17 protein-coding genes and 2 pseudogenes are annotated in these 25,676 nt (G+C 46.6%); 16 read left to right on the top strand and 3 right to left on the bottom strand.

What is annotated here, in order from left to right; all coding sequences use genetic code 11:
* The first annotated feature begins 80 nt into the window (after positions 1–80).
* Positions 81–3,011, top strand: coding sequence for a histidine kinase (locus H6629_10175; protein MCB9068160.1), 2,931 nt, complete (start codon positions 81–83; stop codon positions 3,009–3,011).
* A gap of 56 nt (positions 3,012–3,067) precedes the next feature.
* Here the strand turns inward: H6629_10175 and H6629_10170 are convergent, their stop codons facing one another.
* A complete protein-coding gene (locus H6629_10170) occupies positions 3,068–3,592 on the bottom strand; it encodes an HIT domain-containing protein (GenBank protein ID MCB9068159.1) in 525 nt (174 codons plus the stop codon).
* 783 nt (positions 3,593–4,375) lie between these two features.
* On the opposite strand from H6629_10170, the gene H6629_10165 reads away from it, so the two are divergent.
* From H6629_10165 to H6629_10095, 15 genes and pseudogenes are all read left to right on the top strand, one after another.
* Complete coding sequence (locus tag H6629_10165; GenBank protein MCB9068158.1) at positions 4,376–6,250, top strand: HAMP domain-containing protein; 1,875 nt, start codon at positions 4,376–4,378, stop codon at positions 6,248–6,250.
* Positions 6,251–6,338: 88 nt separating this feature from the next.
* Positions 6,339–6,824, top strand: coding sequence for a chemotaxis protein CheW (locus tag H6629_10160; protein ID MCB9068157.1), 486 nt, complete (start codon positions 6,339–6,341; stop codon positions 6,822–6,824).
* 84 nt (positions 6,825–6,908) lie between these two features.
* Positions 6,909–8,567, top strand: a complete 1,659-nt coding sequence (locus H6629_10155; protein MCB9068156.1) for a hypothetical protein — start codon at positions 6,909–6,911, stop codon at positions 8,565–8,567.
* Between the two features lie 294 nt (positions 8,568–8,861).
* Positions 8,862–10,208: a HEAT repeat domain-containing protein gene (locus H6629_10150; protein MCB9068155.1), complete on the top strand. Its 1,347-nt coding sequence runs from the start codon at positions 8,862–8,864 to the stop codon at positions 10,206–10,208.
* 28 nt (positions 10,209–10,236) lie between these two features.
* On the top strand, positions 10,237–11,112 hold the full coding sequence (locus tag H6629_10145) for a protein-glutamate O-methyltransferase CheR (GenBank protein ID MCB9068154.1): 876 nt from the start codon (positions 10,237–10,239) through the stop codon (positions 11,110–11,112).
* Between the two features lie 3 nt (positions 11,113–11,115).
* A complete protein-coding gene (locus H6629_10140; protein MCB9068153.1) occupies positions 11,116–11,481 on the top strand; it encodes a response regulator in 366 nt (121 codons plus the stop codon).
* 13 nt (positions 11,482–11,494) lie between these two features.
* Positions 11,495–11,866 carry a response regulator gene (locus H6629_10135; protein ID MCB9068152.1) on the top strand — a complete coding sequence of 124 codons (372 nt, stop codon included), beginning with the start codon at positions 11,495–11,497 and terminating at the stop codon, positions 11,864–11,866.
* A 141-nt stretch (positions 11,867–12,007) separates the two neighbouring features.
* Complete coding sequence (locus H6629_10130) at positions 12,008–12,979, top strand: protein phosphatase CheZ (GenBank protein ID MCB9068151.1); 972 nt, start codon at positions 12,008–12,010, stop codon at positions 12,977–12,979.
* 129 nt (positions 12,980–13,108) lie between these two features.
* Positions 13,109–16,621: pseudogene (gene cheB, locus H6629_10125) on the top strand (chemotaxis-specific protein-glutamate methyltransferase CheB).
* Positions 16,622–16,763: 142 nt separating this feature from the next.
* Positions 16,764–17,651, top strand: a complete 888-nt coding sequence (locus tag H6629_10120) for a hypothetical protein (GenBank protein MCB9068150.1) — start codon at positions 16,764–16,766, stop codon at positions 17,649–17,651.
* A 235-nt stretch (positions 17,652–17,886) separates the two neighbouring features.
* On the top strand, positions 17,887–18,468 hold the full coding sequence (locus H6629_10115; protein ID MCB9068149.1) for a sigma-70 family RNA polymerase sigma factor: 582 nt from the start codon (positions 17,887–17,889) through the stop codon (positions 18,466–18,468).
* Positions 18,469–18,489: 21 nt separating this feature from the next.
* Entirely contained in the window at positions 18,490–19,362 is an 873-nt protein-coding gene (locus tag H6629_10110) for a hypothetical protein (GenBank protein ID MCB9068148.1), read from the top strand.
* A 75-nt stretch (positions 19,363–19,437) separates the two neighbouring features.
* Positions 19,438–22,023 (top strand): helix-hairpin-helix domain-containing protein, encoded by a 2,586-nt coding sequence (locus tag H6629_10105; protein MCB9068147.1) that lies wholly within the window; start codon positions 19,438–19,440, stop codon positions 22,021–22,023.
* A gap of 65 nt (positions 22,024–22,088) precedes the next feature.
* Positions 22,089–22,477, top strand: a pseudogene (locus H6629_10100) (four helix bundle protein).
* 30 nt (positions 22,478–22,507) lie between these two features.
* Positions 22,508–23,797, top strand: coding sequence for a hypothetical protein (locus tag H6629_10095; protein MCB9068146.1), 1,290 nt, complete (start codon positions 22,508–22,510; stop codon positions 23,795–23,797).
* Between the two features lie 76 nt (positions 23,798–23,873).
* On the opposite strand, the gene H6629_10090 is transcribed toward H6629_10095, so the two are convergent.
* Entirely contained in the window at positions 23,874–24,254 is a 381-nt protein-coding gene (locus tag H6629_10090; protein MCB9068145.1) for a LysM peptidoglycan-binding domain-containing protein, read from the bottom strand.
* 72 nt (positions 24,255–24,326) lie between these two features.
* Positions 24,327–25,619, bottom strand: a complete 1,293-nt coding sequence (locus tag H6629_10085; GenBank protein ID MCB9068144.1) for a hypothetical protein — start codon at positions 25,617–25,619, stop codon at positions 24,327–24,329.
* Positions 25,620–25,676 lie beyond the last annotated feature (57 nt).

The raw sequence follows: 25,676 nt of genomic DNA, 5'->3' as shown, positions 1-25,676 counted from the left end.
TCATGAGCGATTTTCCCGACATCGATTTTAACGCAATGGAACCGGACAGCGGCACCGTATTCAAAGGCTTTCAGGATTTGATGCGCTATCGCATCCGCAACGTGATTTTGGTGAGCAGCCTTTACGATTTGTATGTGTTCGAAGAGGACGGGCGGCTGTACGAACTCATTCGCGATGAATATCGCGGATTGAACCTGAGCGAAGCGCCGGAACTCACCCGCGTTTCCAGCGGATGGAAAGCGCTGGAACTCGCCAAAACCGAAAAACGCTACGACCTGATTATCACCACACCGCACATCGAGGATATGGAAGTTGCCGCATTTGCCAAACGTGTTCGCGATGCGGATCTCGATATTCCCATCGTTTTACTGACCTACGACAATCGCGAAACGTCGGAATTGCTCTCGTATTACAGCGCGGAATTGTTCGATCGCGTGTTTATCTGGCAGGGCGATTTTCGCATTCTTATTGCTATCATCAAACATTTGGAAGACAGCGTAAATGTTGAGCACGACACACAAACAGTCGGCGTTCAAACCATTATTTTAATTGAAGATAGCGTTCGTTATTATTCTTCGTTTTTGCCGATCATTTACATGGAACTGTTCGAACAATCGCAACGGCTGATCTCCGAAGGCATCAACCTTTCCGACCGTTATTTGCGGATGCGCGCGCGCCCGAAAATCCTGCTTTGCACCAATTATGAGGACGCCTGGTATAATTTCGAAAAATATCAGGATTCTATTTTGGGTATCATTTCGGACATTGATTTTAATCGCGATGGCGAGCAAAATCCCCGCGCGGGAATTGAATTTGCCAAGAATGCCAAACAGAAGCAAGATGACATCCCAATTATGCTTCAATCGACATCGCAGGAATTTGAGAGCGAGGCGAACGATGTCAGCGCATCCTTTTTGCTGAAAAATTCTCCGACGCTGCTGAATGATTTGCGGAAATTTATGAGCGATCAGTTCGGTTTTGGCGATTTTGTTTTCCGCATGCCAGACAATCAGGAAGTCGGGCGCGCCCGCGATCTCGTATCTTTGGAGCGCCAGTTGCACCGGGTGCCGGAGGAAAGCCTGAACTATCATGCCGAACGCAATCATTTTTCGAAATGGCTGAAAGCACGAACAGAGTTTTGGCTGGCGCACCAATTGCGTCCCCGCAAAATTTCCGAATACAAATCGATTGAAGAATTTCGCACGGCGGTTATCGAATATCTGCGAAAATACCGCAAAAGCCGCAGCCGTGGCGCCATCACCGATTTCAAAAAAGAAGCATTTGATATTCAGGATGGTTTTGCGCGAATCGGCGGCGGATCGCTGGGCGGAAAAGCACGCGGGCTCAGCTTTGTGAATTTGTTGGTCAACCGGTTCCGGCTGAATGACAAATATAAAAACCTCGTCATCCAGGTGCCGCCGACAGTTGTATTGGGCACGGAAGTTTTCGATGAATTTATCGAGCGAAACAACCTGCGGGCAACCGCGCTTTCGGGCGACTACAGCGATGCGGAAATTACCGCCCATTTTCTGAAAGCAGAGCGTTTTCCGCCGAAACCGCTGTATCAACTCACGCAGTTTCTTAATTTAATGCGCGATCCGCTGGCAGTGCGATCGTCCAGTTTGCTGGAAGATTCGCAATATCATCCATTTGCCGGCGTGTACACAACCTACATGCTGCCCAACACACATTTCGATTCGCAAGTGCGTTTGGATGAGTTGTTGAACGCCATCAAATGCGTTTATGCCTCCACATTTTACAAACGCGCCAAAGATTATGTGAACCTGGCAACCTATCGCGTGGAAGAAGAAAAAATGGCGGTGATCATCCAGAAAATGGTTGGTCAGAAACACAAACAACGCTATTACCCGGATTTTTCCGGCGTGGCAAAATCGCATAATTTTTACCCGATCAGCCCGCAAAAGGCGTCCGACGGCATCGTTTCCGTGGCGTTGGGATTGGGGAAAACGGTTGTGGAAGGCGGCAATACCGTCAAATTTTGTCCGCGATATCCAAAGCATATTCATCAATTTTCGAGCATCGACGAAACGTTGAACAATAACCAGCGCAGCTTTTTTGCGTTGGATATGAGTGTGCCGCTGGAAGCAAATGCAGAATCATTTGAAAAAATTATCCAGCCATTCCGGTTGCAGGTTGCGGAGGAAGATGGCACATTATATTCTGTGGGGTCAACATATTCGCACGAAAATCATGCGATTTACGACGGGCTTTCCCGGCGCGGTTCCCGGTTGATCACGTTTGCGCCGGTGCTGAAAAACAATATTTTTCCGCTGCCGGAAATTTTGCAGGACTTGCTGGAAATCGGGCGGAAAGGCATGGGAACACCGGTGGAAATCGAATTCGCGGTGAACATGAGCGTGCCTTACGGCCAACCAAAGGAATTCGGTATTTTACAAATGCGCCCGCTGGTGCTCAGCAAAGAAGCCGAACAACTGGATGTGGAAGATGCAGACAGCCAAACCCTGATTTGCCAAAGCAGCCAGGTTTTGGGCAACGGCATTTTGAAAAATATTTTTGATGTGGTGATGGTTGATTACCAAAATTTCGATCGCTCAAAAACCGTCGATGTGGCGAAAGAAATTCACAAATTGAACAGCCGTTTGCAGAAAGAAGACCGCCCGTATATTCTGATTGGCGTTGGCAGATGGGGATCGATGGATCCGTGGCTGGGCATTCCGGTAAATTGGGAGCAAATTTCCGGTGCTCGGGTGATTGTGGAATCCAGCTTTCGGGATTTTGAGGTGGAACCATCGCAGGGATCGCACTTCTTCCACAACATTACTTCATTTATGGTTGGTTATTTTACGATTGCCAGCAGTGTTAAATCGAGCTTTATCCAATGGGATTGGCTAAGCGAGCAGCAGGCAAAGTTGCAAAATAAATTTGTTCGCCACCTGCAGTTCGATCAACCGATTGTGGTTAAAATGAACGGGCACAATAACAAAGGGATCATCTACAAACCGGGCGCTGCGCCAATGTCTGAAGATTAACCGTTGTTGTGCACCAAAAATATTTCGTTTGGGCAAAAGAACAGGGTAAAACCGGTTTATTCAACGAAGACACGTTCCTCAAATTCACGGCGGAACGCCTGATGTGCATTTCGCTGGAGCATTTGTAATTCCCGGCGTGTGCGAATAGTTAACATCAGGTTTTTATCACCCATTCGGCGCGGCACAACATGAAAAACCAGATGGCGCGATGCCGTGCCATGCTCAACTTTCCCGGCACTGGTTCCTGTATCGTAACCGTTCGGGCGAATAACTGCATCCAACACTTCCATGCACATTTGCTGTGTCTGCATAATATCCAGACTTTCGCGATCCAACAATTCGCGAATGCTGCACACGTGACGGTTAGGAATTATCAGAAAATGCCCCACCGTGTATGGCGTTGGGCTGTGAATCACGTAACAGTGTTTTCCCCGGTACAACACCTGTTCCGTATCATCATTTTGTGCAGCAACCCTGTCACAAGCCTCGCATTCGCTATTTTCGGCATCGCCATATTCATTAAAAAAATGCTGTCGTCTTCCCGGTATCCAAACGGCGTCATCCACTAAACGCTTGCTCATATTTAGCCTCTTTGCTGTATCCTTAAAACGAATTGACTTTCTCTAAATTCCATTCGACCCAAAAAAATCTGTTGAATATTTTACATTTTTTAACTCATCGGATCCCGGTTTGCCACACAGGAATCGCATTTCACCTGTTCAAACAACAATGAATCGTTGCAAATTGATTGCCATTTTGTATAACAATATTGTGTTTGGAATAAATTCGCGGAATAATATGTAATAATTGTGCAATAGTCGTTCAATTTCGCGGGGATCGTAAATTTATTAAGATTTTTTGATGGAACCCGGCGAATGATATTCCCAATAATGAGCAAAAAAAGTTGTTATATCACTGACCTCTTGCGGCAAATAACGCAAATAATGCATGAATATGCAAAATCTGTATTGCATACTACTTGATCGATCATTTTTATTTTTCAGCTTTCCTCAAAAATATAAACTAAAATACATGATTATGTCATTTCCTGTTGATATGTTGTTTAAATATAATTTTAACCGGATATAAATTCCAAATTAAAAAATTTCATTATTTAAGTGTTGCTACATCTAAATTACGTCAATAAACATAACCGTTCGCTCTGCTCGTGTACAAATCCCGTCTCTTGTCTTAAATCCCCAACTGTTTAATTGATCAAAAAATCTAATTTGTTTTAAGCTACCGTCGAATATTTATCCTACTGCAAAAGTTTGAATCGGAACGGTACCTGCAGAATCGGAACAGTACTTGCAGAAAAAGTATTATAAATCTATTGTTCCAGAATTTAACAGGAGATTGCAGATATGCGATTACAAGCTAAAATGGGAGCCATTTTTATTTCCTTTACGTTATTGTTGATTGCAACTGTAATTGCAACATTTTTTACTGTATCAGACCAGGAAAAAGATGCTGTCGTTATTAATCTTGCCGGACGGCAACGCATGCTTTCACAAAAGATGAGTAAAGAAACACTCGCTTTTTCTCAAAATATTGTACAAGCTACAATTTTAAAAGAAACGGCTGCACTATTCAATAAAATACTGAACGGGCTAATAAATGGAGACGCGGAGCAAGGTTTGCCGGTCTGCAAGAATGCTGAAATTATCGCGCAGTTGACCATTGTCCAGAATTTGTGGACGCCCTTTCGCGCTAAAATAGACATGTTGACATCCGACAATTCCACCGCTGCCGAACAAAAGGAAGCCGTTGAATATATATTCCAGAATAATTTGCAATTATTGAAAGAAATGAACACGGCAGTAAAAATGTTTGAACTGGATGCAAATGCGAAAATCGCCGGTTTGAAAAATGTGCAATTATTTTTTGTCCTGTTAGGTTTTGGGTTGCTTTTGGGCTGTTTTGCTTACGCAAATCGCCAAATTATCCGCCCGATTTTATCGTTGAAATCGGCAGCTGCCGAAGTGGCCCAAGGTAATTATCATCCTGATATTAACATTAATAAAACAGACGAGATTGGTGCGCTCTGCCGTTCCTTTCAGCAGATGGCGAAAGATATTGAGAAAGGTATTCGCTGTGCCAACAAAGAAACAGAAATGGCAAAACAGGCAAATGCAGATGCAGAAGCCTCAAAGCAGCAGTTGGCGAAACAACAAGAAGAATTGCAGGGGCAGATCGATACGGTGCTTTCCGCAATGGACGAATTTGCCAAAGGTAACCTGACGGTTCGGATGCCTGCGCACGGCACCGGTGCAATTGGGAAATTATATGGCGGGTTTAACCAGGCCATTCACAGCCTGGGAGAGTTGGTTCGCAATGTCTTAAACGCCACACAAACTACGGTAAGCGCCGCATTGGAAATTGATCAATCCAGCGTTGAGTTACGCCGAAACGCCAGCCAGCAAACCCGGCAGGCAAATACGGTTTCCGAAGTTATTCAGGATATGAGCGAGCAAATTCGCAGCGTTGCAAAAATGGCTCAGCACAGTAGCCAAATAGCTGGCGAAAGCGGCGAGACAGCCCAAAAAGGCGGCGAAATTATTGCCGAGATTAATCAAAAAATACACCACATTGCTACGGTTGTGAAATCGTCATCCGAAACGGTGCAGGATTTGGGAAAATCCAGCACGGAGATCGGCGAAATTATTGCCGTAATCAACGATATTGCAGATCAAACCAACTTGCTGGCATTGAACGCGGCAATCGAGGCGGCGCGCGCAGGTGAACAGGGTAAAGGCTTTGCCGTTGTTGCAGATGAAGTTCGGAAGCTGGCAGAACGCACCACACAGGCAACAAAAAAAATCGGCAATATGATTCAAATGGTTCAAACCAAAACATCAACAGCTGTTTCTGCAATGCAACTGGGCGATTCCGAACTCAGCGATGGACTGAAACTGGTGGATGCAGCCAGCACAATTCTCAGCAAAATGGTTAGCAGCTCAACCGAAGTTGCCGCTTTGGTCCGGCAGAATTCCGAAAATATGGAAAAGCAAAGTGCAACCAGCGATGAAATCAGGGAGTGTGCCCTCAGCATTTCAACGCTGAGTAGCCAGGGCGAAAGCAGCATTTCCGAAATTTCCGAAGCAACACAATCGTTATCAAAAATGATGACTGTGCTGCAGGAAATTGTTCAGCAATTCCGGATCGAAATGGATGAATATCCTGCCATTTCCATGAACCGGCAGGAAAGTTCGCAGGATTTTACATTAGATAGATATTAATTCGCTCAACTATATAAAATAAAAGTCCGATAAATTTCAAAGACAACGGAACGTGAATTTTTCGCTTTAAGCGTTAAGGAGTGATTCAATGAGTAAAGTCAATCAAGATTCAGGCATAATTTACCAGCTCGTTAGCTTTGTTGTAGAAAACGAAGAGTATGGAATCGACATTCTCAACGTACAGGAAATTATCCGAATGATGGAAATCAGCCGTGTTCCCAATGCGCCCGATTTTATCGAAGGCGTTATCAACTTGCGTGGCAAAATTGTGCCGGTGGTTGATCTGAGAAAGCGGTTTGGCAGAATTCCCCGGAAACGGGATAAGGAAACCCGGATTATCGTTGTTGAGTTGGGTGAAAAAGTAGTTGGTTTTCTGGTCGATCAGGTTCAGGAGGTGTTGCGCGTACCGAAATCGATTATCGAACCGCCGCCGGAATTGGCTATCGATATCGACGCCCGTTACATCACCGGAGTAGCAAAATTGGACGATCGATTGCTGATTTTGCTGGATTTGGTGAGAGTGCTTAGCGCCGGGGAACATCAGGATTTGTTAGCTTTTGAAGAGGTTGCGTAAATTTTTCGCACATTACAGGTTTTTGCACAGTGATGATGTGCAAGCCGTTCAACAGGGAATTTGCAAATGTTAGAGGAAACAGGAATGTTAAACAGCTTACGCCTTAAGTTCATGTTGTTATTCGGATTCATCATACTTTTTGTCGTTGCGATTCTCGGTGGATTTTTAACCCTCGAAAGCAAACAACAGTTTACAAACGAAGCGATCAAAGTCGCGTTTCAGCAAAAAGCGCTATCCATCCAGCTTGAGAAAAATGCCTACCGGGTTGCCAGTTCTACCGGAACCGCATCCGATTTGAGCCAGGCTATCGCCGATTTTGAAACCAACCTGAATCGATTACCTGCATTACCGGCAGCAATTGAATCTGCCGAAATTCAATCCCAGCTTAGCCAAATTGGCAACACCTGGAGTGAATATCAAACGCACCTTTCCAGATTACATGCACCGGACACAACAGCGGCATCGCAACAAGCCAGCCTTAACGCGCTGGAAGTTATTCAACAATACAGCCACGAGCTGATCCGGCAATCCGACGCACTGACAGAGCTGTTTTTCACAGACAATAAAAATGCGCTCGCCACCAAACGGTTGATATTGTTTGGATTGTTGGGTTGCGTCATTATTGCGAGCATCATCGGGTTGGTATTTTTTAACAAATTGGTGCTGAGCCCGTTAGCGCTCATTACCGAACAGGTTCATCAGGCAGATTTGAATACGAGCCTGCATTATCCCTATACCAACGAAATGGGAACGCTCATCCGGGCATTCGACAAATTTATTCATTCAATCAAAGAGACGCTCCAGAAATCTGTGGATACCGCATACATCGTTGCAGATTCCACATCGGAAATATCGACCAGCACCAACAGCCTTGCCAGCAGCGCACGGCAGCAATCGGCGCATGCCAACGAAGTTGCCGCAGCAGTAGAGGAAATGGCACGATCCAGCATCAGCAGCGCCGCAAATGCGACACAGGCTGCAAATGCCGCTGCCCAAAACGGAAAAATCGCGGAAGAAGGCGGTCGGGTTGTTCAGCAAACGGTTGAAAACATTCGGGTTATTGCCCAGGTTGTCAAAAATTCCGCCCAAACCGTTCAACGATTGGGTGAATCCAGCTCGGAGATCGGCGAAATTGTATCCGTAATTGAAGATATTGCCGATCAAACCAACTTGCTGGCGCTGAACGCAGCCATCGAAGCAGCACGCGCCGGCGAACAGGGACGCGGTTTTGCCGTAGTTGCGGACGAAGTTCGTAAACTGGCGGAACGCACCACGCAGGCAACCGAAAAAATTTCGGTGATGATCCAAACCATCCAGAAAGAAACGCAGGAAGCTGTTGAAGCAATGAAACGCGGTAACGAAACCGTTGCCCAGGGCATTCACCTGGCGGATGCCGCCGGACAAGCGCTCAACGAAATTGTGGACAGTGCCCAAACCATTGGCGATTACATCAATCAAATAGCCACTGCCAGTGAGCAGCAAAGCACCACCAGCGAGGAAATTGCAAAAAATATCGATACCATTTCCAGCGTATCTTCGCAGGCAGCGGATGGCGCATCCCAAATTGCCTTGTCTATTAATGAATTGAGCAATATGACCAATGAGTTGCAAAATCTGTTAAAACGGTTCAACCTGAATCAGGATGTTTTTGAACAACGCAACGGTAAATCTTCAAAATCTGATAAACAGGTGCAGCAACACAAAACAATGAAACATCATTCAGAATCGTTTGAAGCATTTTAATCCCCAACCGATACGCGTTATACGCAAAATACCGGCGAGGGACAAAAAGGATGTTGGGAAAGCATAACAGACGTTATTTTTTTGGATTTAAATGATTAAGTAAAGGGCTTTAACGTCGAATATCGAATTGAACGAGGGAAGGATTTTGAACCAGGAAGGTTACTTTTTTTCATCAATAGATGAAAAACCAGCCGATTTAATTTACTAAAAATCAGCGATTTACACCTTTTTGGCTAATCAACTTTCCGGCATAACAACTGAAATAATTGTATTCAGGAATCGGGGAAATTAACCATGAAACCGGAAATCATTAAAAAGCTAAACAGCCAAAACGCATTTGACCGGCGGCTGGCACTGGAAGAGCTGACAGACGGCGATTTTTCGCCCAAAGCAGCATCTCTGGCGGCAGGATTGCTGGCAGATGAGGACAGAGGCGTGCGCGATGCAGCCGCCCAGTTTCTGGTGCTCAATGCCGATGCTTCGCTGGCAGCACAAATTGCACCGCTGATGGCCAGCGATAATATTTCCGTCCGAAATTTAACCGGCGATACGCTGGTTAAAATGGGCGCATTGGCTGTTCCTGCAATCGCCGGTTATATTTGCGACACCGAAAAAGATGTGCGCAAGTTTGCCATCGATTTACTCACCCTGCTCCCGGCTGAAGATTATCTGGATAATATTGCAAAATGCCTGAACGACATTGATCAAAATGTGGTTCTCTCCGCAATTGATGCGTTGGGTGCATTAAAGGGCGAACAATTTGCAGAAGAATTAATGGCGTGTTATCGCAATTATGAATATACCAGAACAAACGTTCTGTCTGCATTTGCACAATTTGAAAACGGTGAATATGCCGAATTTTTTGCCGAAGCATTGCACGATGACGATCCGGTTGTGCAATTGGTGGCAGTGGAAGCGCTGTCCCACAATCAAACACCGGAAACCCTGCCGCTGATTTTGGAAAAATTGGAAAAAGTGAACGAAACAACCCGGGCAATTATGTTGCAGGCAGTGGTGGATATCGCCGAAGCCAATCCCGGATTACAATCCGAATTGCCCCAATATTTGAAAAAGCACTTGCTGCAAATGCTCAACGATAAAGACAGCGAATACGTGGAAACCGCCGTAAAAGGTCTCCGCTATTTTGTGGATGCTGATGTCGTGGTTCAGCTAATTCCCAAAATGGGAATTTCAGAACCGCTGGATATGCAAATTTTCCAGACGATCTGCAACTCCCGGATCAATATTGTTGGCTGCGTTATCGACGCGGCGGAAACAGGAAAAATATCTCTGCAAACCGGCGCGCGTTTCGCTCTCGGCTTAGCCGTTGAATATCTGCAAACCGACGAATATTTAAAAATGGATCAGGGCATCATGCAAATGGGTCGTTTTGTTAAAGAGAATTACCATTTTCTGGATGTCGAATCCAAACTGGCAGCCGTTGAAATATTTGGCAAATTCCGCCTGCCGGAATTTTTGGCAGTGCTTCGGGCAGCCTTGCAGGACAACGAAGCCATTGCCCGTTCCACTGCATTGGAAATGGTGCAACATACCGGCACAGATCAATTTGAAGACCTGTTAGCGCAGTTACAAAGCGATGAGGATGAAAATATCCGCAAACTGGCTGTAGCGCTCAGCTAAGCAAAATTGCAGGAATGAGGTATTATTAATGAGCTTTTTATCGCAACTGAACCTGACATCCAATGTCCAAAAATCCAATATGTCGGACACGGTCTTCGAGGGTTTGCGCCAATTTATTTATGACAAAACTGGCATCTATTTTCCGGATAACAAAAAATATCTGTTGGAAAGCCGGGTGGGTCAACGGGTGCATGCACTGGGAATTCGGGATTATGGCGAGTATGTATCGCGGCTGCGTAACGGCATGGCTGAGCAGGAAATACCGCAATTGGTAAACGTAATAACCATTAACGAAACATTTTTTTACCGGAATGAACCGCAACTGGAAATAGTGGAAAACGAATTGCTGCCGGAAATTATCAAAAGAATTCGGGAAACGGGCAAACGAACCGTACGAATTTGGAGCGCAGCCAGCTCCTCCGGCGAAGAGCCATATACCATAGCATTGATTGTTAAAGAAAAATTGCAACCGGCCAATCCGGATATTCGCTTCGAGATTGTTGGCAGCGATATTAACACTAACGTTCTTAACAGCGCCAGGAAAGCCACATACAGGAACTACTCGATACGCAAAGTTCCGGCACACATCCTCAAAAAATATTTTATCGAAAAAGGTGAAGATTATACCTTGCAGCCACCTATCACCAACATGGTTGAATTCCGGAAAGTAAACCTGTTCGATCGCAATATGTTGCGCAGCATGAAGCAGTTTGATATTATTTTTTGCGCCAACGTGCTGATCTATTTCGATACAAAATCCAAACGACAGGTGATTGGCAGCTTATACGACTCACTCAATCCCGGCGGCTTTTTGCTGCTGGGGTATTCCGAATCGCTGTATGGGTTGAGCCAGGCGTTTAAACCGCTACATTTTACCAAAACGATTGCGTACATCAAGGAGTGAAACATGAATCCAGTGGTAATGGTTGTTGACGATTCCGTGGCAACCCGAAAATTCATAATGCTTGCATTGCGTGCCCAAGGGTGCCGCGTTATTGTTGCCCGCGATGGCATGGAAGCCCTGGAAAAATTGGCTTACGAAAAAGTTGATCTGGTTATTACCGATCTTAATATGCCAAATCTGGACGGTTTCGAGTTGGTTAAAACCTTGCGCGATCACCAATCTTATCGTGAGTTACCGGTAATCATTTTATCCTCGCTTAGCAGCGATGCAGAAATAGAGAAAGGCAAGCAATTAGGCGCAAACGCCTACCTCGTTAAACCATTTGATAGAAAACGTATTCAATACGAAGTAGCAAAATTTCTTAACTAAAGGAGTTGGAACAATGAAATTTTTAGTTGTCGATGATTCACCGACCATGCGCAGAATTGTGAATAATGCACTGGGACGAATCGGCTACACCGATGTTGTAGAGGCAGAAGACGGTCGCGATGGCATGGCCAAACTGAGTATCGAGGAAATCGATTTCATCATCACAGACTGGAACATGCCGAACATGAATGGCTTGCAGTTCACCAAAACCGTTCGCACGTCGTCGGATTATGCCGGGCTTCCCATTTTAATGGTAACCACCCGCAGCGGTAAAGAAGATGTGCTGGAAGCACTACAGGCAAGGGTAAATAATTACATTACCAAACCGTTTACACCTCAGGTGCTAAAGGAAAAAATTGACCAGATTTTGCAGTCCCGACGTTAACAGGAGGATAAATATCCGCATTAACCATTCAGCAGAAGCCTGTTCAAAACGCTTTCGGAAAATGCAAAATCCATTTGTCACAATCCGTTGCGATGCGTTCAGAGTTTCAAAAAGATTCGCTGGTTTAGGAGAACACCAATTATGAAAATACAACAGATCGCCAGTATCTCAAATAAAATCAATGAGTTGAAAGCACTCTTCATTTTCGGGCAACGCGTTATTCCTTTTCTGGAAGAGCTGTTTAACTTTGTTCAGGAAGTAATTCCATTGTTGGACGAAATCAACAAATCCATCAGCGACAGCACATCGAAAATGCCCCGTGCATCATCGCAACTCAGCAAAGTAACCCAGGCAACCGAGATGGCCGCCACCGAGATTTTTGACATGGTGGACAACATCCTCTACAAACTGGGCGAAATGAAAGCCGAACATTCGGAAAACGCCGAAGCCATCAAAAAAGTGGTGCGGCTAGATTCGCACATCCTGCGGTTGCTGCGCAATGAACTGGAAGGCAAAAATGATGTATTGCTGACCAAAATTAACCAGATCCATCTTGAAAAGTTGCGCACCCACAAAAAACTCATCTCATTTTATGATAAAATGAGCGAAATCCTCGATACCGTTCACGATAGCACCAGCAGCATTATGATGTCCATGCAGGTGCAGGATATTACCGCCCAGCAAATTGCCGCGGTCAACCACCTCATCGAATCCGTCGAGGAACGATTGGCTACACTCATCCGCAGATTTAAGGAAGCAGACGACGACAATTTTATCGAAAGAAAACGGCACTCCATGCCGCATGTGTTTGATCCAAATGCCACATACGACACATCTGGAGACAAACAACAACTGGCAGATTCCGTATTCGATGATCACCACAAATCGCAACCGGAAGCCAAAGGCCCGGCATCGCAGGATGATATCGACAAGCTTTTTGGCGCCGAAAAAAACGACAACCCGGTGGCAGATCAGGACGAAATTGACCGACTGTTCGAAAGCGTTTCCGATGCCCCGGAAAGCAGCAAATCCGCACCCAAAGATGTGCAGGATAAAGGCATCGATGGCATCGCATCACAGGATGAAATCGACAAATTATTTAACAATAGCTGAAAAAGTTAGCGGAAATAAGTGAGCAGATTTCCGCTGAACAGCAAATTGAAACAGGTCAGGCATTAATTTGAAAATCGCTATTATAGCGTGAACGGAGATGAAACGATGCACGCAATGTTTTCCGATGACATGATCGAAATCGTTGAAAGTTTCGTCGTTGAAACACAAGACATTTTTGAAGAACTCGATCAGGATCTATTAGTACTCGAGCACCGCGCCGATGACAAAGAGCTAGTAAACAAAATTTTCCGGGCAGTGCACACCATAAAAGGCACATCCAGTTTTCTGGATTTCCAGCAAATGACGGAGCTGACCCATCATTTCGAAGATGTGCTGAACAAACTCCGCCGCGACCAAATCCAGTTCCAAACCAGCATGCTGGATGTGATGCTGGAAGCCTTTGATATGATGAAGGATCTCCTGCAGCAGGTTGTAGACCGGGATATTCGGGATATAGACCTCAGCGCCATTGCCGCCAAATTGGAAGCGATTTCCAACAGTTGCAATTCCGCCGAAGAAGAAACAGCACCGGAAACCGCTGAACCAACGGTAGAAATGGCAGCATTTAACGCACCCCCGGAAGTGGTGCTGGACATGGCAGATTTTGACGAATTGCCCGAAGTTGAGCTCGATATGGCAGATTTCGATGAAACACCCACAGAAGACATCGATATGGAAGCCCTGGCATCTGCAGAACAGCCGGAATACATTCCGCCTGCCGCCGCAGATGGCAACCACCCCATGTTTTCCGAAGAAATGTTGGAAATCGTGGAAAGCTTTGTGGTGGAAACCACAGAAGTGTTCGAAACACTCGACCAGGAATTACTGGAACTGGAGCACAATTCGCAGGACAAAGATCTGGTAAATCGTATTTTCCGCGCCATCCACACAGTAAAAGGCACATCAGGATTTTTGGCATTTGAGGAAATGAGCGATCTGGCGCACCACTTTGAGGATGTGCTGAACAAACTCCGCCGTGACCAACTGGCATTCGAACCATGGATGCTGGACATCATGTTCGAAGCGTTCGATCTAATGAAATCGTTGCTGCAACAGGTAATTGACCGCGATCTGCGGCACGTCGATTTAACCGACATCAATCAAAAACTTGTTGCGATTTCCAACGGCGAGAAAATCTCGCAGGCGCCGAAATCGCCGGCGGCGGTCAGCGGCACACCATCGGAAAAAACCGTTGCACCGAAATCCGAACCGGAAAATACAACCGCAAATACAAACAACGGCAGCGTTGTGGCGGCATCCAAACGTCCGGAAAAAGCCGCAGACACCACCATTCGGGTGGATGTCCGGCGATTGGACAGCCTGATGAACCTCGTTGGAGAGCTCGTTTTGGGCCGGAACCGGCTTTCCCAAATTATCGGAAATGGCGTGTTAACCGAAGAAAGCAGCGAATTTTTGCAGCAGTTAATGGAAACCGGATCACAAATTGATTTTATCACCACCGAATTACAATCCGCTGTAATGAAAACACGGATGGTTCAAATCGGGCGCGTGTTCAATCGCTTTCCGCGAGTCGTCCGCGATATTTCGCGCGAGTTTGGGAAGGAAATTGAGCTGGTTATCGAAGGTGAAGAAACCGAAATGGACAAATCGATCATCGAAGAAATCAGCGATCCGCTCATTCACCTCGTTCGCAATGCCGCCGATCACGGTGTCGAAAGCCCGGAAGAACGCGAAGCGGCAGGCAAATCGCGTCGAGGCAGAATCCGGCTGAGCGCCGGACACGAAGGCAACCATATTGTGATCGCCATTGAGGACGACGGCAAAGGTATCGATCCGGAAAAAATTAAAGCAAAAGCAGTGGAAAAAGGCGTGCTGACACCCCAGGAGGCCGCCGAAATGACCGACACCGAAAGCTACAATCTGATCTTCGCACCGGGTTTCAGCATGGCAAAAAAATTGACCAGCGTTTCCGGTCGCGGTGTTGGAATGGATGTTGTAAAAACCAATATTACGAAACTTAACGGCATTATCACAGTCGAATCCGAGGTTGGAAAGGGCAGCCGTTTCACCCTAAAATTGCCGCTCACACTGGCGATCATTCAGGGATTGCTGGTTAATGTGGGCGACGAAACGTTTGCGGTACCCCTCAGCTCTGTTCTGGAAGTGGTGCGCACATCCCGCAGCGATCTTTCCTACATCCAGGGTCGAGAAATGATCCGGCTGCGCGACCGCATTTTACCGCTGGTTCATGTGGACGATTTGTTGCATGTCCCCGGCAGTAAAAACAAAACCAGCGATCGTTTTTATACGGTCGTGATAGGCGTTGCCAATTCGTTCTTCGGTTTGGTGGTCGATAGTTTGTTGGGACAAAAAGAGATTGTCATCAAAACACTTGGCACATTTCTTAAAAGCACTCAGGGCATTGCCGGCTCAACCATTTTGGGAGACGGTCGCGTAATTATGATTCTGGATGTCGGCGAAATCGCCAAATTGATGAAAAATAAAATCGGGTACGAGGCTTAAAACATGGCTATTCGCGTGTTGGTAACAGATGATTCCGCGTTTATGCGCAAAGCAATTTCGATGATTTTGGAAGAAGATCCGGGCATCGAAGTGGTTGGCACAGCACGGGACGGACAGGAAGCCGTAGAAAAAGTCCGCGAGCTGAAGCCGGATTTGCTGACGATGGACATCGAAATGCCCCGGATGGACGGCATTGCCGCCACACGCGAAATTATGGCCAATACCCCGTTACCGATCATTATTATCAGTTCGCTCACGGCAGAAGGTGCGCAAAACACCATCGAAGCTATGCAAGCCGGTGCTGTCGATTTTATCACAAAAGAGATGTCTTCGATTTCGTACGACCTTATTCAGATGAAGCGCCAGTTAACTGAAAAAGTGAAAAGCGTTATTCAAAGCCACATCAAAAATATCGATGTCAATAGTGATGTAAAACGCCTGCGGGAACGCTACAAAGCGCGTACACCGGCAAAATCGCATGTGGACGGCATATTATCCAGCCGCAAAACGCTTTCCCGATCGAATCCAATTCCTGCAAAAAGTTCCGGCAGAGCCCCGGTTCGGCGGGTTACACAACCAGGATTTGAGCATTTTCAGATTGTTGTCATTGGTATTTCTACCGGCGGACCGTTCTCGCTGCAACAAATTATTCCGGCATTGCCGGGCGATTTGAACATCCCTGTGGCAATTGTGCAGCATATGCCACCGCATTTCACAAAATCGCTTGCGGACCGGCTGAACACCATGAGCGAGTTAAACGTGGTTGAGGCAGAGGACGGAATGGAAATTTTACCCGGTAACGTGTATATCGCGCCGGGCGGTCAGCACCTAAAATTTGCCAAAAGCGGCACAAAAGTACTCGCCAAAGTAACGCCAGATCCGCAGGATGTGCTTTTCCGCCCTTCCGTAGATGTCATGTTCGATTCCGCCAACACCGTTTTTGGCGGAAATTCATTAGCCGTAATTATGACAGGAATGGGAAAAGACGGGTTGGAAGGCACCCGTAAAATCAAAAATTCCGGTGGCTATGTAATCGCTCAAAATGAAGAAAGCTGCGTTGTTTACGGCATGCCCAAAGCGATAGTGGATGCCCAATTGGCCGATCATGTGCTGCCGCTCAATCAAATTGCCGAAGCAATTATCCGCTCTGTTTCTTAAATCGCGCCATCCGGCAGGGTTTCTATTTGTGATATTTTTCCTTGCAATCCTTCCTTATATAAAATTAGATTAAACCTTTGAAATACGAATAATCCATAAGTGATTGTTTTAACTTATGTTCAACAAACATAGAGGCACACGTATGAAAAGCAGATGGTTTGTTAAATCTATTTTAGTTGCAATGTTGATCAGTTTTTCCGGCTTTGCAAAAGGTGTTAAAGTGGTTTCCAAAACAACAGATGCAAAGGGGAACCCGAAAGAAACCAGTACAATAAAATTTGACAACGACAATTTGAGCATGGAATCGAAAGGTAAAGACGGACATATGATCGTCCTCTTCCGCAGCTCCGAAAACAAGATGGTGCTCGCCAATATATCAGAAGGCACCATTATGGAAATTACCGAAAAAGATTTGGAAAAAATGGGTGCGACAATGGAACAGGCCCAAAATCAAATGAAAGACATGATGAACTCCCCGGAAATTGCCGAAGCCATGCGCCAAGCACAGGAAAAAATGAAAGATTTACCGAAAGAACAGCAGGAAATGATGAAGAAGATGATGCCTAATATGGGTGGCGGCGGCATGAATATGAACGCGATGGACGAACCGAATGTGACTTATGAAAAATCCGGCAGCGAAACCGTAAACAGTTGGAAAACCACAAAATACATCGGCAAAGAAAACGGACAAACATCCGAAGAAGTTTGGACAACGGACATGTCAAATTTTGGATTGAGCGAATCTGATTTCGCCGTATTCAAAAAAATGGGCAAATTTTTTGACAAATTATCGCAGCAAATGGGCAACCAAATGTCACCGCTCATGAACTTTGGCAGCAAAGAAGCCGAAGCCAAACGCGGCTACTCCGGTGTTCCGGTTAAAAATAACGATTATGTGAACGGCAAACTCGCATCAACAACTGAAGTTTTGGAAGTAACCAAAATCAGCCTCAGCGCAAATGATTTCAAAAATCCGGAAGGGTTAAAAAAACAGCAGATGTTTGACCAAATGCAAAACATGAAGCGATAAAATATTCTACATATCGCAGCAAGTTTAAATGAATGCTGGCAGTTCCCAAATTTTTTGGGCATTGCCGGCATTTTTTATTTTTCGCAAATTTGCCAGACCAACCTGTTCGTGTAACATTCCGACTTTCATTATATTTGCAAATGGAAATGAGATTCCATATATTTCTAACTCATAATTGGGGAGTGCGCCGCCGCCTTTCACTAAGCGTGAAATTAACCGCAAAAGTATCTTTTAGATGAGCGTTGACGAACGAAAATTAGAAGACCAGCAGCTAATTCAAAAGGCTCGAAATGGCGACCAAAAAGCCTTCGAGCAACTGCTGAATAAATACCGTAACCTCGTGTATCATGTGATGTTACGCATGGTTCGCAATCCGCAGGAAGCCGAAGATTTGTGCCAGGAAGCGTTTATCAAAGCGTTTAGTGCGCTACAGTCGTTTAACGAAGAATTTGCTTTCTCTACCTGGTTGATGAAAATTGCCTCCAATAATTGCATCGATTTTCTGCGGAAGAAAAAACTGCGCACCTACTCCATCGACGAACCCGTGAAATACAAAGATGAGCAAGTTCAGTTCGAACTGCCCGATCACGATCCCACACCGGAACGCCAGATTATCGATCGCGAACGCAGCAAAATGATCGACGATGCCATTCAGGCGCTGCCGCCGCGCTACCGACAGGTGATCGTGCTGCGCCACAAAGAAGAAAAATCGTACGAAGAAATATCCGAATTGCTGCAGTTGCCGCTGGGCACTGTAAAAGCACGGATTTTCCGCGCGCGGGAAATGCTCAACAAAAATATCCGGGACATTTTTTAACCTAAAACGAAACGACCCGCCATGAAAAACATACTTTTTTTTGCTGTTTTTTTGCTCATATCTGCTGCGCTGATAGCCGCAGAAGCGGATAAAAACAAAGAAATCCGCAAATCGGAACAATCATTTCCGCTGGAAAATGCCACATCGGTTTCTGCAAAAGTGAACGTTAGCGTCGCCAATGTGATTATCGAAAAAGCGGGCGGAAACGATGCCTTCGCCGGTGAATTTTCATTTTTGGAAGAACCGCCGCGCATCGAATATCGAACAGAAGGCGATGAAGGCAAGCTGAGGCTTCACTTTGGCGAGTCTGTCAACCACAACGGCAACAACAAAGATATTGATTTTGATGAATTTAAAGATTGGGTGTGCCGTTTGGCATTTACCGATCGCGTGCCGCTCTCGCTCGATTTCAAGCTGGAAATTGCCAAAGCAGATTGGGATTTAGGCGGATTTCAGATTTCCGAACTGGAAATCGCTTCGGCAGTCAGCGATTTGCGTATTGATTTCAGCAAACCGAATCCCATCCGGATGGATGATATGGATATCGAAAGCGGCGTTGGGGAAATGACGCTGCGCCGGATCGGCAATGCCAATATCGAACGGCTCGATTTTGAGGGCGGTTTGGGCGAGTACACTTTCTATTTCGATGGCAAAATGACGGGCAATATGAGCGCCAATCTGGAAATAGGAATGGGAAAATTAACCATATATTTGCCACAAAATATTGGCGTTCGCATTCGCATGGAAGATTCATTTTTAACCAGTGTTTCAGTTCATGACATGCGTAAAAACGGGGATTATTACACAAACGCTTTGTGGAACAGCAATCGTCCGCAACTCGACATTCGCGTGGATGCCGGCGTTTCCAAAGTTGAAGTGGAATGGCTGGATTAATAACGGAAAATGATAAAGGGTGAAGGAAAAATTTTCCACATCCGGGATCAACAACCAGAAACCAGAAGCAATAACTTGATTCGATCACTTATCACAATTTTACTGCTGTCGGCGGTGCTGGCGGCACAGGACATTTCGCCGGATCAGCCGCTGGATCTGAACAACGCATCATTTGAAGAAATTTTGCAACTACCGCTATCGCGCGATTTAGCGGAGCGCATTTACGAGCGCATCACTTATCAGGGGCCGTTCGCCAATATTTTTGAACTGCGCGATGTGCAGGGCGTTGATCAGGAAACATTGCTCAAATTAAAATCGCTGGTGCGAATTGAGCCGTTTCGGGCGGCATCTGAACGGGAAGAGCGGCTGAACGAACTGTATTTCCGGCTGGATCAGTGGGGCGGCGACGAGGGCGCTAATCAGGCGTTGGTGGATAGCTGGATTGAACGCGCTTTGGAGCCATCCAACATCAACGAAATGCGCTACGACGAGCTGCTCAATTTGCAAAGCGTTTCGCCGGTGGATGCCGCAGCGATTGTCAATTATCGTAATACGATCGGGCGGATCAACAGCCAGCGCGATCTGCGCAGTGCGCCGTATCTTTCGTATTACGGTTATCGCAACGCCAGCAATTTTGTTTCGTTTGGCAGCACCGCTAGCGAAAAAGCGTTTCACGGCAACTGGATGGTGCGGATGACCAACGCGCCGTTTATGACCGAAGAAGCGGAAATCAACACCAGCACGCAGGGTGCCGGACTGACGGACGCGGTTTCAGGCAGCATTATCAGCAATCAATATCCGGATGTTTATTCCCGGCTGATCGCCAGTTGGGGGCCGGATGTAAAAATGGGTATTTCGCACTGGCACGCCCTCGGCGAACCGGTTTTTCAATCCGACCTCGGGTTTACCCAAATTCCCAAACCTAAATTTTACATTGGTTTAGAGAACCGGAATCTGGGTCCGGTGCAGATGCGCAAATTTTACGTCGGGAATTATTCGCTGGCGTTCGGGCAGGGCGTCATCATGGAAAACAGCGATTTTTTCCAGCCGCGAAAATCCGGTTTCGGGTTCCGCAAAAGCTACATCGGACTTTCCGGCGATAACTCCCGCACTCGCCAATACACCCTCACCGGCGCAGCAACGCAACTACAATTTGGCAACGCGCACCTCTATTTGTTCGGCGGATTTGACAAACGCGATGCGATTCTCAATCGTCAGGCAGTGCTGTATAATGGCGAATTGGTGAATCCGGTAAACCAGTTGATCGTGCTCGACCAGCGTTTTGAATATGCGCCCGGAGATCCAGCGCGACAGCTCGACAGTCTCGGCTGGCGCGATTCCGTGAAAGAGTTGCTGCTCGGATTCCACGCCGCATACGACGTGCTTCCGGCGACGCAAATCGGTTTCACTTATTACGAAAGCGCTTACGATCGCCCGCTGCGTCCGGAAATTACCGAAATCGTCGGTGCGGACAATCTTGGGCTGATAACGTTGCCGGATAACGAAATTTACGCATCGTACGGCGGCAGCGTTTCCGATGGCGAAAACGCATTTTGGAGTGATGCCAAATCGTTCCGCCGCATTTACGGGGTAGATTTCCAGAGCGTTTACAAAAACGCCAGTTTTCAGGCGGAATATGCCGAGCTCGATAAAAGCGCAGGGATGGGACTGTTTCGCGAGGGTCGCAATCCGTGGGCGTTTGTGGGCAGCGCGTATTTTCAATACAACAGCTTTAATTTTATGGCGTTGTATCGCAATTATCAAACCGGGTTTGACAACCCGTATCAGCGCTCGTTTTCCAACTATCGCCGGTACAAACGCACCATTTACGAAGATTATTTCTACCTGCAAAGTTCATTTTATTATCAATTGTATTCCAATAATCCCCAGCCGCAGGCGGAGCGCGGATTTTATTTTAATACACGATACCAGATCAACCGCCAGTTCACCCTTTCGATGGAATACGACAATTGGCTGCGCAACGCGGACGACGTGCCGCAATATCGCTTGAGCGGAACGCTGCAATTCCGCCCGGTTTTCCCGATCACAATTTCGCTGCGGCAAAAATATCAGGGTCGCGAGGCGTTGAACGACAAAACGCTGGAATATTACGAAAATGCCGAATTCCGCGGTCAGTTGCGACTGCGGCTATCGCGATTCAACGATTTGAGCTTGCTGTATGCAGATTCCCGGGTGAATTTCCGCCCGCGGCCGCGGCTGTCTTTCCCGACAGATCCGACAGATCCGGGACAAAATTACGATGATACCAATTTGGGCGGAACGGCAGCTTTGCCGGGAACTGCCATCGGCGCAACCTACACCCATAACTTTAATGAATGGCTTAAATTCCGCGGTTTTCTGGGTTTTTATAAAGGATTTCTGTGGAATTTTGAGGACACGGAATTTATCGTGACCAACAGCGAGCGCGGTGCTACGCGGTTGTGGTTTTCAGTGTATTCACGGATCAGCAATCGCATGAGCATGCGTATCAAATACACCCGCGATTACCAAAAAGCCATCACTTTTTCGCAAGCCCGCGATGCCAACAACGAGCCCATTGAGCCGGGAAACAGCAGCTACATCGACGGACGCTATTATGGCGCCAGCCTTATCCAACCGTCGCAGGAGTATTATTATATGGAGTTTAATTTCCATTTTTGAGTTGATCATTGTTGATGGGTTATTGTCCATTGTTAATTGTAGATTGCTTTTTTGAGGCACGACTAATGGGTAAGGTTGTCTTTGAAAATTTACAGGTGTATCAACTTCGGAAAAACTGGCAGATTTGTTATGGGAGATTGTTATCCGCTGGAACTATTTTGAACGAGATACAATCGGCAAGCAATTGGTCCGATGTGCGGATAGCATCGGGGCAAACATTGCCGAAGGAACAGGAAAAGGTAGTTTCGCGGATAACAAACGGTATGCGAAAATAGCCAGAGGTTCTCTTTATGAAACCAAACATTGGTTAAGAAGAGCGTACAAACGAAATTTATTAAAACATGATGAAACGACCCAATTGAAATCGTTGATTGATGAGCTGTTGCCGCGACTCAGCGCATACATCAATTCTATCGGGACAGTATCAAAAAACAAAAACTCAATGGACGATTGACAATTGACAATTGACAAAAAAGGTCATTTTATGAAGCGTTTTTTTTGCATTTTTCTTTTTACGATTTTATTTGGCGGGGTTTTGTCTGCCCAAAGTTATCTCGCGTTTCCCGTTGGGGAAAGCTGGCGATTCCCGGACGCACGCACGCTCGGGCTTGCCGGTGCCGGATCGGTGTCCAATAGTAGTGCGGGTGCGCTGCTGCTCAATCCCGCTGCGATGGCGGCAAACGAACCGGGCATTCATGCGAACGCCAACTTGCGCGCCCGCAGTTTGGAAGAACGCCGCGCATTCCCGGTTTTTGACCGGTTCAACGATATCAATTCGTTCGGCATTTATGCGGTGAACGACAACTGGTTTGCCAACCTTCAGGGCAGCGTGCAATACAATCCGAATCTGGCGTCGGTTCCGTTTCTGAAATCCGTTGCCATCGGTGTGTTCGAGGAAACCGATCTCAATTACGATTACGAAGAGGAAGTCCGCGAAAACATTTTTCCGGACGATCCAATGGCGATCAATCGCATCAAGTTTGACGGACGGCTGATGCGCTACAGCTTTGGCGCGGCGTTTAATGTATTCCAACCGTTGAATGTCGGTTTCCAACTCGGCATGATTCGCGGCGATATTATGCAGGAACGCTCCGTCACATTTATCGACGACGATACGAACAATCAGGCAGTAATGAGCAACCGGGAGTTGAGCAATTCACCGCTGGTCGCATCGGTTGGAGCGACGTATCAAATTAATCCGCATACGCAGCTTGGCGGACATTTGCAATTGCCCTATTCCGCGGAATATGGCGTCAGTTTTCCGGTGGTTACCGGCAATATTGTGGACGCGCTGCCGGGCAGCGAAACCATCGAATATCCCATGCAGGCAACGCTCGGTTTCGAGTATCGCGCGCAGCAAATTGTGCAGGCGCGGCTGAATGTGGATGTGAGTTACGAATGGTGGAGCCAAACCGATCAGCAGTTGCTGTATGACAACAGCGACATCGCCAACGGCTTGGACGACGTGCTGAAAATTGCCACAGGCATCGAACATATTTTCTTCAATCAGGTGCCGTTCCGGGTGGGCATTCAGTATCGCACCAGCTTTTTGGAACGCACCAACGCACGGGTAATGTTTGCTGCCGGCACCGGGTTTCACGGGAAATTTTGGGAAGTGGATCTGTCCGCCGGATTCAGCCGGTTGGATTATCGCCACAGCGATTTATTTGCGGATGAGCTTTTCGGCGGCAGCCGAACCGGCACCGCAGCCATCGACAATGTTTCCGAGAGCTATTTTTTCGGTATCGCGAATGTGCGGTTTTTCAAAAAATAGACGGGTTCGTAAAATTTGATTACAACTAAAAAGGGCAGCGAACACTGCCCTTTTTTTATTGAAATTTGTGTCAGTTTTATTTGTTGGGAATTTTCAACTGCTGCCCGATTTTGATCAAATCCGGGTTGCTCAGCTGATCCGTATTCATGTTGAAAATCTCCATGTAACGTCCGGATTTTCCGAGAAATAATTTGGAGATTTTCCCGAGCGTATCCCCTTGCTGAACGGTGTAAACGCCGTAATAATCGGTGTTTTCAACTTTGATGTCGGCTTCCAGATCTACTGGAACTTCGCCGCCAACGGCTTTAATTTGATCCCACAGCAAATCTTTTTCCATCTGATTTTTGGCGACACCACCCATTTTCAGCTTGCCGCCTTCTTCCTTTACATAACCGTCTTTCACGCCAAAACGCAATCCCAATTCCAGCACACTGCGATATTTGTCTTGCAAATTCATTGTTGTCTCCTTTTTAAATTGAATCGAATAATTTACACCATCCCGGCTAAATTGCAACGCATTTTCTTTTACTCATTCACCGGACAGTTTTTTCATTACCGCATCGAGCATCTGATCCGTCGCTCCGCGATTTTCCGCGACCAATTTTTGGGCTGCCGCACCGGTTTGTTGCCGGAAATCTGCGTCCGAAAACAGCTTTTCGATTTGCGATTGCAAATCCGCCGTACCGGAAATTTCGATCGCGCCGCCGCAATTTTTGAGCAATTGGGCTTCGTGCGAGTTCTGGTTCACCGGTCCGAACAGCACCGGAATGCCGTAAACAGCAGGCTCCAACACATTGTGAATATTCTGTTTAAAGCTGCCGCCAACATACGCGACATCTGCCAGCGAATACAAATTTGCCAATACGCCGATCCGGTCAATCAGCAAAACTTGCAGCTGTGCGCTGCTATTTTCAATCTGCGACAGCCGGGTAAATGCTAATCCGCCCAAACCATTTTCGAGCTGTGCCAGATGTGCAGCGGTCGGTTCATGCGGGCAGATAATCACCAGCGTTTCCGGCGATATTTCCAAATAATGGCGTATTGCCGGAATCAGGTGTTCCTCGTCCTCCGGCCAGGTGCTGCCAGCCACAAACACCATTCGGTTGTCGTGAATTTCCGGCGGAAGCACGTTTTTTTTTCGCGACTCCTCACTGCGAAACACCACCTGATCATATTTGGTATCGCCGACCACCAGCGTTGTTTTTTTGCCAGACAGCTGATCAAAATTTTGCCGGTCTTTTTCGGAAATCGCAAAAATACCGTCGAACAACCCGTACACCGGACGAAGCAACCAGCGCAGCGGCCACTTCAGACGGCTGGAGCGATCGTAGAGCGTCGCATTCACCAAAAAACGGGGAATTTTTCGCCAAACTGAAAACCACATCAGGTTGGGCCACACATCATATTTCGCGATGAGCAACGCTTTTGGGCGCAAAATTCGCAAAAATCGATACACCGGAAACCACCAGTCGAATGGTGAATAAATAATGAGATCGACACCGGGTGCGCTTTTCACATTTTCGTAACCGGACGGCGAGAAAAACATAACCACCGTGCGGCTTTTGGGCAACCGTTCTTTCAGCCGCCGGACAAACGGTTTCAGGTGTTCAAATTCGCCCATCGAGGCGCAGTGGATGAGGTATAAATCGCGGGAAGCGTTATCGAGGTGATTGCGGAATTTTTCCGCCGCTTTGATAACGCCGTATCGCCCGAGAATGCCTTTGCGGTATTTTGGGCGGAACAGCGCATAACTGTGGTAAACGATAAATAAAACCGGAAAAAACAACAAGTTGTAAAAAAGAAAAAGTAGCAATTGTATCATGTATTTTACTCATTTCATCTCGGGAATTTGCCAACATTGGCGGGGAGAAGTTAGCTT

Source organism: Calditrichia bacterium, assembly GCA_020634975.1.
GTDB lineage: Bacteria > Calditrichota > Calditrichia > RBG-13-44-9 > J075 > JACKAQ01.
Note: the sequence above shows the minus strand (reverse complement) of the source record. Positions and strands in the feature narration are given on the sequence as shown.